The organism is Streptomyces sp. NPDC054840 (genome assembly GCF_053611065.1).
Window position 1 is genome coordinate 1 of record NZ_JBSGZP010000285.1, and the last position, 8,755, is coordinate 8,755.

10 protein-coding genes are annotated in these 8,755 nt (G+C 72.8%); 2 read left to right on the forward strand and 8 right to left on the reverse strand.

Going from position 1 to position 8,755, the window contains the following annotated elements; translation table 11 throughout:
• The 4 genes from ACWGIU_RS20645 to ACWGIU_RS20660 all read right to left on the reverse strand — a co-directional run.
• Positions 1-543: AAA family ATPase (locus ACWGIU_RS20645; RefSeq protein ID WP_453707827.1), on the reverse strand; the 543-nt coding region annotated here is incomplete at its 3' end.
• Positions 544-650: 107 nt separating this feature from the next.
• Positions 651-1,592: an NAD kinase gene (locus ACWGIU_RS20650; protein WP_453707813.1), complete on the reverse strand. Its 942-nt coding sequence runs from the start codon at positions 1,590-1,592 to the stop codon at positions 651-653.
• Positions 1,589-2,404, reverse strand: a complete 816-nt coding sequence (locus ACWGIU_RS20655) for a TlyA family RNA methyltransferase (protein ID WP_453707815.1) — start codon at positions 2,402-2,404, stop codon at positions 1,589-1,591. Before ACWGIU_RS20655 ends, ACWGIU_RS20650 begins: the two co-directional genes overlap by 4 nt.
• A gap of 7 nt (positions 2,405-2,411) precedes the next feature.
• Complete coding sequence (locus tag ACWGIU_RS20660) at positions 2,412-2,672, reverse strand: hypothetical protein (protein WP_453707817.1); 261 nt, start codon at positions 2,670-2,672, stop codon at positions 2,412-2,414.
• A 64-nt stretch (positions 2,673-2,736) separates the two neighbouring features.
• On the opposite strand from ACWGIU_RS20660, the gene ACWGIU_RS20665 reads away from it, so the two are divergent.
• The gene (locus ACWGIU_RS20665; RefSeq protein ID WP_453707829.1) at positions 2,737-3,084 is read left to right on the forward strand and encodes an SCP2 sterol-binding domain-containing protein; all 348 of its coding nucleotides are present in this window, start codon (positions 2,737-2,739) and stop codon (positions 3,082-3,084) included.
• Positions 3,085-3,262: 178 nt separating this feature from the next.
• Here ACWGIU_RS20665 and ACWGIU_RS20670 read toward each other — a convergent pair whose 3' ends face one another.
• From ACWGIU_RS20670 to ACWGIU_RS20685, 4 genes are read right to left on the reverse strand one after another with little or no spacing between them, the layout of a single operon-like run.
• Positions 3,263-4,084, reverse strand: coding sequence for an ABC transporter ATP-binding protein (locus tag ACWGIU_RS20670; protein WP_453707819.1), 822 nt, complete (start codon positions 4,082-4,084; stop codon positions 3,263-3,265).
• 5 nt (positions 4,085-4,089) lie between these two features.
• Positions 4,090-5,154, reverse strand: a complete 1,065-nt coding sequence (locus ACWGIU_RS20675) for a FecCD family ABC transporter permease (protein ID WP_453707831.1) — start codon at positions 5,152-5,154, stop codon at positions 4,090-4,092.
• A gap of 44 nt (positions 5,155-5,198) precedes the next feature.
• The gene (locus ACWGIU_RS20680; RefSeq protein WP_453707821.1) at positions 5,199-6,266 is read right to left on the reverse strand and encodes a FecCD family ABC transporter permease; all 1,068 of its coding nucleotides are present in this window, start codon (positions 6,264-6,266) and stop codon (positions 5,199-5,201) included.
• Positions 6,267-6,315: 49 nt separating this feature from the next.
• On the reverse strand, positions 6,316-7,413 hold the full coding sequence (locus ACWGIU_RS20685; RefSeq protein ID WP_453707823.1) for an HAD hydrolase-like protein: 1,098 nt from the start codon (positions 7,411-7,413) through the stop codon (positions 6,316-6,318).
• Between the two features lie 87 nt (positions 7,414-7,500).
• Here ACWGIU_RS20685 and ACWGIU_RS20690 point away from each other — a divergent pair.
• Positions 7,501-8,755: DUF1015 family protein (locus ACWGIU_RS20690; protein ID WP_453707825.1), on the forward strand; the 1,255-nt coding region annotated here is incomplete at its 3' end.

Sequence of the window (8,755 nt, forward strand, 5' to 3'; positions counted from 1 at the left end):
CTCTCGCGCGCGCGTGGTGATCTCCTCCAGCTCCGCCGAGATCGCGCGCAGCCTCCGGTATGCCCCCGCGTACTTGGCGAGGGGCGCGGCGACCGCGTCGCCCGCGTACCGGTCGAGCGCCTGCCGCTGCCGGGCGGGGCGCAGCAGCCCCTGCTGGTCCGTCTGCCCGTGTACGGCGACCAGGTCGTCGGCGAGCTCGCCGAGCAGGCCGACGGGCACGGAGCGGCCTCCGACGTGGGCGCGCGAGCGCCCCTCGGCGGACACGGTCCGGCTGATCAGCAGGGCTCCGTCGTCGAGCTCGGCCCCGGCCTCCTCGGCGCGTACGGCAGCGGGGGCGTCCGGGCGCATGACGATGCGGCCCTCGACCACCGCGGCCTTGGCCCCGATCCGCACCAGGGCCGGGTCGGCGCGACCGCCGAGCAGCAGCCCGAGGCTGGTGACGACCATCGTCTTGCCCGCGCCGGTCTCGCCGGTCACCGCGGTGAATCCGGGCGACAGCTCGACCACCGCGTCGTCGATGACCCCGAGCGACCGTATCCGCATCTCCTCAAGCACGGGACGACGATACCGAGGTTTCATGGGTGCCATGTGACGTCACCCGTTCCGAGTTGTTCGAACGGATGTGCTATTAGAGACGTGTGAGCTGCGCCTCAGTGGGGCGCCCCTCGCCAACCCGACACCGGCAGCGCGAACTTGGCGACGAGCCGGTCGGTGAAGGACGCGTGGTGCAGCCGGGCGAGGCGCACCGGCACCGCCCCCCGCCGCACCTCGACCCGCGCTCCGGCGGGCAGCTCCAGCATGCGCCGCCCGTCGCACCACAGCACGCCGTGCGGCGTGCCGTTCTGCACCTCCACCGCCAGCACCGACGTCGGCGAGGTCACCAGCGGCTTCGCGAACAGCGCGTGCGCGCTGATCGGCACCATCAGCAGCGCCTCCACCTCCGGCCAGACCACCGGCCCGCCCGCTGAGAAGGCGTAGGCCGTGGAGCCCGTCGGAGTCGCGCAGACGATCCCGTCGCAGCCGAAGCCGGTCACCGGGCGCCCGTCGATCTCCAGGACCACCTCCAGCATGCGCTCCGGGGACACCTTCTGGACCGCGGCCTCGTTCAGCGCCCAGTCCCGGTGGACCACATCGCCGTTCGTGCGCACGATCACGTCGAGGGTCATCCGCTCCTCGACCTCGTACGAGCGCGCCACCACCCGGTCCACGACCTTGTCCAGGTCATCGCGCTCGGCCTCGGCGAGGAACCCCACCCGGCCCAGGTTCACGCCCAGCATCGGCACCCCCGAGGCGCGCGCGAACTCCGCGCCCCGCAGCAGGGTCCCGTCCCCGCCGAGGACGATGAGCAGCTCGCAGCCGTCGAGGGCCCCCGGGGTGGCCTCGGTGACCAGCTCCACCTGGGGAGGCAGCGGCAGGTCCACCGCCTCGTGCTCCATGACGCGCACACCCAGCCCGCATCGCAGCAGACCCTGCACCACCAGCTCGGCGCTGCGGATGGCCGCCGGCCGTCCCGTGTGCGCGAGCAGGAAGACCGTCCGCCCTTCCCCCGAAACCCCTGAACCCGATCCCGCCGTACCCGATGAATCTGTCACTGCGGCCCCTCCGCCACTGCACGGTCAACATCCGCCGGGTCGAGGGCCGGTGCCCCCGCCCGCAGCCACAGAAAGTACTCGACGTTCCCCGACGGCCCCGGCAGCGGACTCGCCGTCACCCCGAGAACGCCCAGTCCCAGCTTCGCCGCCTGTGCCGCGACCTCGCGTACGGCCTCGGCCCGCAGCTCCGCGCTGCGCACCACGCCGCCGCTGCCCAGCCGGTCCTTGCCGACCTCGAACTGCGGCTTGACCATCAGCACCAGGTCCGCGTCCGGCGCGCAGCAGCGCACCAGCGCCGGCAGCACCAGACCGATGGAGATGAACGACAGGTCACCGACGACCAGGTCGACCGGAAGCCCGTCGAGCTGATCCACCGTCAGCTCGCGCACGTTCGTACGGTCCTTGACCGTGACCCGGTCGTCGCTCTGCAGCGACCAGGCCAGCTGCCCGTAACCGACGTCCACGGCCATCACGTGGGCCACGCCCGAGCGCAGCAGCACGTCCGTGAACCCGCCGGTGGAGGCGCCGGCGTCCAGCGCTCGGCGGCCCTCGACCGCCAGCCCGCGCGGCTGGAAGGCGGCCAGCGCGCCGGCCAGCTTGTGGCCGCCCCGGGAGACGTAGTCGGGGTCGCTGTCGTCCTTGCGGACCACCAGGGCCGCGCTGGTCTCGACCTGGGTGGCCGCCTTGGTCGCGGTGGTGCCGCCCACGGTCACCCGGCCCGCGGCGATCAGCTGCGCGGCGTGTTCGCGCGAGCGGGCCATGCTGCGGCGTACCAGTTCGGCGTCCAGGCGGCGGCGTGCCACTCCTGCCACGTTCGGTTCAGCTCCTGTTTTCGTACGGTCCGGGGACGGGCGGTGCGTCCAGCGCGGTCAGCGCCTCACGCAGCCCCCGGTGCACATCCTCGTACACCTCGGCGTGTCCGTCCGCCGCGAGGTGGTCGGCCTCCGCCAGCCGCGCCAGGTGCGCGTCCACGCCGACGTGGCCGGTGGGCGTGCGTACGAGGCCCAGCGACACGGGTCCGGCGGGCCCGGCGGGCTCGTCGGAGGCTTCGACCCGGGGGTCGGCGGCTTCGTCGGTCATGCCCCGACGCTACCGCGAAGCGGCCCGCGACCACGCATGGCTCTGCGGTACGGTCGTGATCACGATGGCTACGATCCAGGAGTGCCGCGAAGCACTCGACAACCTCTCCGGCAATCTCGCACGGGCCGACGCCGACGTGCGCGGCGCGGCCGCGTTCGACCGCTCCCTGAGCTGCCACATCACCGACCTGGACCAGACGTTCACCGGCCGCCTCGACGGGGGCCGGATCCGGGTGGACGCGGTCGCCCCCGGCCCGCCCGCCGCGAAGGCGGAGATCCGGCTCGCGATGACGGGCGACGACCTCGTGGCCCTGGTCGCGGGCGAGCTGAAGTTCGCGAAGGCCTGGGCCACGGGCCGAGTCAAACTGGAGGCCGGATTCCGCGACCTCCTCCGCCTCAAGAGCATGCTCTAGGAAGCCGCCCGCCTCGGCCCGGACCGCTCTTTCGGCCCCGTCGGCCCATCCCGCCCCGCCCGGCGCTTGAGGCGATCTTTCGAGCCTCGCGGGCGTTCGAGGCGCGGGGGTCCGGGGCAGGGCCCCCCGGCAACGGCGCCGGGCCCGCATCCGCGGCACGGCCCGCCCGCCCGCAGGGCTACTCGGCCCGGGCCACCACACGGGCCTTGCGCGCCGCCGGAACCACCAGCGGCGTCGCCGTCTCCGGATCCGGGATCACCTGGCAGCGCAGCCCGAACACCTTCTCCACGAGCTCCACGGTGACCACCTCCGCCGGCGGCCCCTCCGCGACGACCTTCCCGCCCCGCATCGCGATCAGATGCGTCGCGTACCGGGCCGCGTGGTTCAGGTCGTGCAGCACCGCCACCAGCGTCCGCCCCTGCGTCTCGTGCAGCTCCGCGCACAGGTCCAGCACGTCGATCTGGTGCTGGATGTCCAGGTACGTCGTCGGCTCGTCGAGCAGCAGCAGCGGCGTCTGCTGGGCCAGCGCCATCGCGATCCACACACGCTGCCGCTGGCCGCCCGACAGCTCGTCCACCGCCCGGTCCGCGAGCTCCGCGACCCCGGTCGAGGCCATCGACTCGTTCACGACCCGCTCGTCCTCGGCCGACCACTGCCGCAGCAGCCCCTGGTGCGGGTACCGGCCGCGCGAGACCAGGTCGGCCACCGTGATGCCGTCAGGCGCGATCGAGGACTGCGGAAGCAGGCCCAGGGTCTTGGCGACCTTCTTCGCGGGCATCGACCCGATGGCCTGCCCGTCCAGCAGCACCCGTCCGGTGGACGGCTTCAGCATCCGCGACAGGGCCCGCAGCAGCGTGGACTTGCCGCAGGCGTTGGGGCCGACGATCACCGTGAAGGAGTTGTCGGGGATCTCCACCGACAGGTTCTCGGCGATGACCCGCTGGTCGTAGCCGAGGGTCACGTTCTCCGCGGTCAGCCGCTGCACTTGCGTACTCCTCATCAGGTTCATATACGTCCCGCCTTGCGCTCGGTGACGAGCAGCCAGAGCAGGTAGACACCGCCGACGAGGCCTGTCACCACACCCACCGGCAGCTGGTCGGCGCCGAAGGCCCGCTGCGAGGCCCAGTCGGACACCATCAGCAGCACCGACCCCATCAGGGCGGCGTTCACCAGGTTCCCGCCGGGCGAGCGGGTCAGCCGACGGGCCAGCTGCGGCGCTGCCAGCGCGACGAAGCTGATGGGCCCGGCCGCGGCGCTCGCCGCGGTGGTCAGCAGGATCGCCGCGATCATCAGCAGCAGCCGCGTCCGCTCCACCCGCACCCCGAGCGCGTACGCGGCGTCGTCGCCCATCTCCATCATCCGCAGGGCCCTGCCCTGCCCGAGAACCAGCGGGAAGAGCACCGCGCACACCGCTAGCAGCGGCCACACCTGCGCCCAGTCCCGGCCGGCCAGCGAGCCGGTCAGCCAGACCATGGCCCGGGTGGCCTCGGTCATCTGCGCCTTCGTGATCAGGTACTGGATCACGGCGATGAGCACGGCGGAGGCGCCGATGCCGACCAGCACCAGCCGGTAGCCCTGGATGCCCTGCTTGTAGGCGAGCAGGTAGACGACGGCTCCGGCCAGCAGACCGCCGACCAGGGCGCCGACGGCCACCTCGGTGGCTCCGCCCTTGAACAGGATGATGACGACGAGCGCGCCGACCGCCGAGCCGTAGCCGAAGCCCAGCAGGTCCGGGGAGCCGAGCGGATTGCGCGAGACGGACTGGAAGACGGCTCCGGAGATCCCGAGCGCCGCGCCGACGAGCAGCGCGACCAGGGCCCGCGGCAGCCGCAGGTCGTTGACGATGAAATCGGTGGCGGGGGTGCCGTTGCCCAGCAGGGTCTGTACGACGTCCCACGGCGCGATCTCGAAGTCGCCGGTACCGATGAGCACGACGGCCATCGCGAGCGCCGCGACGGTCAGCAGGACCCCGACGGCCAGGGCGCGCCGCTCGACGCGCAGCGAGACCCCGCCGGGCAGGTGCAGTGGACGGGGTCCTGACCTGCCGCCCCTAGGGGGGGTACCGGTCACGGTTCCGGTCGGCGATTCGGTCTCGGTCGCGGTCGCGGTCGCGGTCACAGCTGGGCCATCCTCTTGCGCCGAACCAGGTAGATGAAGACCGGGCCGCCGATGAGCGCGGTCACGACGCCGACCTGCAGTTCGGCGGGCCGGGTGACGACACGGCCGATGATGTCGGAACCGAGCAGCAGGACCGGCGACAGGACGGCCGAGTAGGCGAGCACCCAGCGCATGTCGGGACCGGTGAAGGCCCGGACGAGGTGCGGGACCATCAGTCCGATGAACACGATGGGCCCGCACGCGGCGGTCGCCGCACCGCACAGCAGGGTGATGGCGACCATGGCGCCGACCCGGGTCCGCGTCAGGTGCGCGCCGAGTGCCCGCGCCGTGTCGTCGCCCATCGCCATCGCGTTGAGCGGCCGGCCCAGCAGCAGCGCGAGCACCGCGCCGACGAGCAGGAAGGGGGCCACCTGCCGGACGGTTTCCATGGTGGCCGAGGTCAGCGAACCCACCGTCCAGAAGCGCAGCTTGTCCAGCGCCTTGCTGTCCATCAGCTGCACGGCGTTGATGTAGCCGACGAGCGCCGCGCTGGCCGCCGTACCCGCGAGCGCGAGGCGCACCGGGGTGGCGCTGCGGCTGCCGCCGAGCACGTACACGAGGACCGAGACGAAGGCGGCGCCGAGGAAGGCCCACCACACGAACTCGCTCAGCGAACTCGCGCCGAAGAAGCTGATCGCGGAGACCACGGCGGCCGCGGCACCGGCGTTGACGCCGAGGATTCCGGGCTCGGCCAGCGGGTTACGGGTCAGCGCCTGCATCACGGCGCCGGACAGGCCGAGTCCGACCCCGACCAGCAGCCCGAGCAGGGTGCGCGGGATCCGCAGATCCCGCACCACCACGTCGTTGGGCGTTCCCGCGTAGGCGAACAGGCCGTGCCAGACCTCGTCCAGGGACATCTGCTTGGCACCCACGGCGATGCTCACGACGGCGACCAGTGCCAGCACCGCGAGAGCGGCGAGCAGACCGGCGGCGCGCGCGGCATGGCGCGGGCGGGCTACGGCGGCGTCGGCGCCGTCTTCGGGCGCCGCGCTCCGTTCGGGTTCAGGGGGACTCTCGACCAACACGCAGGTTAGGCTAACCTACCTTCCGCACGGGCGGGTCCCCCGGAGTGCCCTAAAGACCCAGCCTGGCCAGTGCCTTCGCCGCATCGAGCGTGCAGACCCCGTCCCCGGCCGCCGTCCAGGCCGCCGCGCACAGCGCCCGCAGCCCGTCGAGCGGATCCCCCGTCTCCCCGTTCTCCGCGCCCTCCCCGGTCTCGCCGGTCTCTCTGGTCTCCTTGTTCTCCCCGGTCTCTCGCAGCTCCAGCACTCCGCCGTTCGTCGCGACCGCCGTCCAGCCGCCGCAGCGGAAACCCTCCGCGAACGGCTCCACTTCCGGCTGCCCGGTCAGCAACCCCCGCAGATCCCGGTCCACATAGGTCGGGCGGTGCCTCGGCTCGGCCCGCAGCAGCTGCTCCGCGTCCGTGACCCCGGTCAGCACCAGCAGCGAGTCCACCTCCCCGTTGAAGGCACCCTCGATGTCGGTGTCCAGCCGGTCGCCGACCACCAGCGGCCGCTCCGCCCCGGTACGCAGCACCGTCTCCCGGTGCATCGGGGGCAGCGGCTTGCCCGCCACCTGCGGCTCCGCGCCCGTGGCGATCCGAACGACCTCCACGGCGGCCCCGTTGCCCGGCGCGATCCCCCGCGCCCCCGGAATCGTCAGGTCGGTGTTCGACGCGAACCACGGCACCCCGCGGTTGATCGCGTACGAGGCCTCCGCGAACCGCCCCCACGGCAGGTCGGGACCCCCGTACCCCTGGACGACCGCCGCGAGCCCCTCCTCCTCGGCCGAGTCCACCGGAACCAGATCCCGCTCGCGCAGCGCCACCCGCAGCCCGTCCCCGCCGATCACCAGCACCTTCGCCCCGGGCTCCACCTGCTCCGCGATCAGCCGGGCGACCGCCTGCGCCGAGGTGATCACCTCGGCCGCCTCCGTCGGGATGCCCAGCTCACCCAGGTGCTCCGCGACCGCGTCCGGTGTGCGCAGCGCGTTGTTCGTGACGTACGCGAGGTGCATCCCGTCCGCCCGGGCCGCGGCGAGGGACTCCGCCGCGTACGCGATGGCCTCGCCGCCCGCGTACACCACCCCGTCCAGATCCAGCAGGGCGGTGTCGTAGGCCTGGTGCAGACTCTGCTCACTCGCCGCGGGACTGGTCCTGTTCTGCCGGGTCATCCTGTCCTCTCCTCATGAGATCGACCTTGTCCGATTCCGTACTGCCCCGATCATCCCGCATGGCGAGACGCGTCTTACCATGCACCAATGACCACATCTGGTACCGCGGAGCATGGGCTGCGCCTGATCCCGTTCCATGGCCTGCGTTACGTCCCCGAGCGTGTCGGCAGCCTCGCCGCCGTCACCTCGCCGCCGTACGACGTGGTCGTGCGCCCCGACGGAGTCGACCACCTCGAATCCGCCGACCCGCACAACATCGTCCGCCTGATCCTCCCCCAGGCGGGTACCCCGGCCGCGCGCAACGAGCAGGCCGCGCGCACCCTGCACGACTGGCTCGCGGAGGGCATCCTCAGCGCCGACCCCGAGCCCGCGCTCTACGTGTACGAGCAGCGCAGGGCCGGCCTGCTGCAGCGCGGCCTCATCGGTGCCCTCGCCCTGTCCACCGCCGACGCCGGCATCGTGCTGCCCCACGAGGACGTCATGCCGGACGTGGTCACCGACCGGGCCGGCCTGATGCGGGCGACCTCCGCCAACCTCGAACCCCTGCTGCTCACCTACCGGGGCGAGGACCCCGGCACGGGAGCGGCCGCGGTCGTCGAACGGACCGCACAGCTCGCCCCCCTCCTGTCGACGACCACCGAGGACGGCTTCCAGCACCGCCTGTGGGCCATCACGGATCCGGCCGAACTCGCCACCGTCACGGCGGACCTCAGCCACCGCCAAGCCCTCATCGCCGACGGCCACCACCGCTGGGCGACGTACCTGCGCCTCCAGGAGGAGCACGGCTCCCCCACCGCCTGGGACTTCGGCCTCGTCCTTCTCGTGGACACCGCCCGCTACCCGCTCCAGGTCCGCGCCATCCACCGGATGCTGCGCCGCCTCCCGGTGGTGGACGCCCTCGCCGCCCTCGACGGCCACTTCCGCGTCCGCCCGGTCGACGGCCCGCTCCCGCTGGCCCTGGACACCCTCGGGGACGCCTCGGAACGCGGCAACGCCTTCCTGATCGCCGGTGACGGAGCCTTCCACCTGGTCACCGACCCTGACCTGGCACTCCTCGACACCACGGTCCGCCACGACCGACCGGAGGCCTGGCGCCGGCTGGACGCCACCGTCCTGCACGCGACCCTGCTCGACGCCCTCTGGCACATCCCGGACGCCCCGGACCAGATCACGTACATCCACGACGCCGCGTCCACCGTGGCCATGGCCGAGCGGCACGGCGGCACGGCGGTCCTGCTGCATCCGGTACGCGAGGAAGTCGTACGGGACCTGGCCCGCCAAGGCGTCACCATGCCCCGCAAGTCCACGTCCTTCGGACCGAAACCGGCCACGGGCCTGGTCC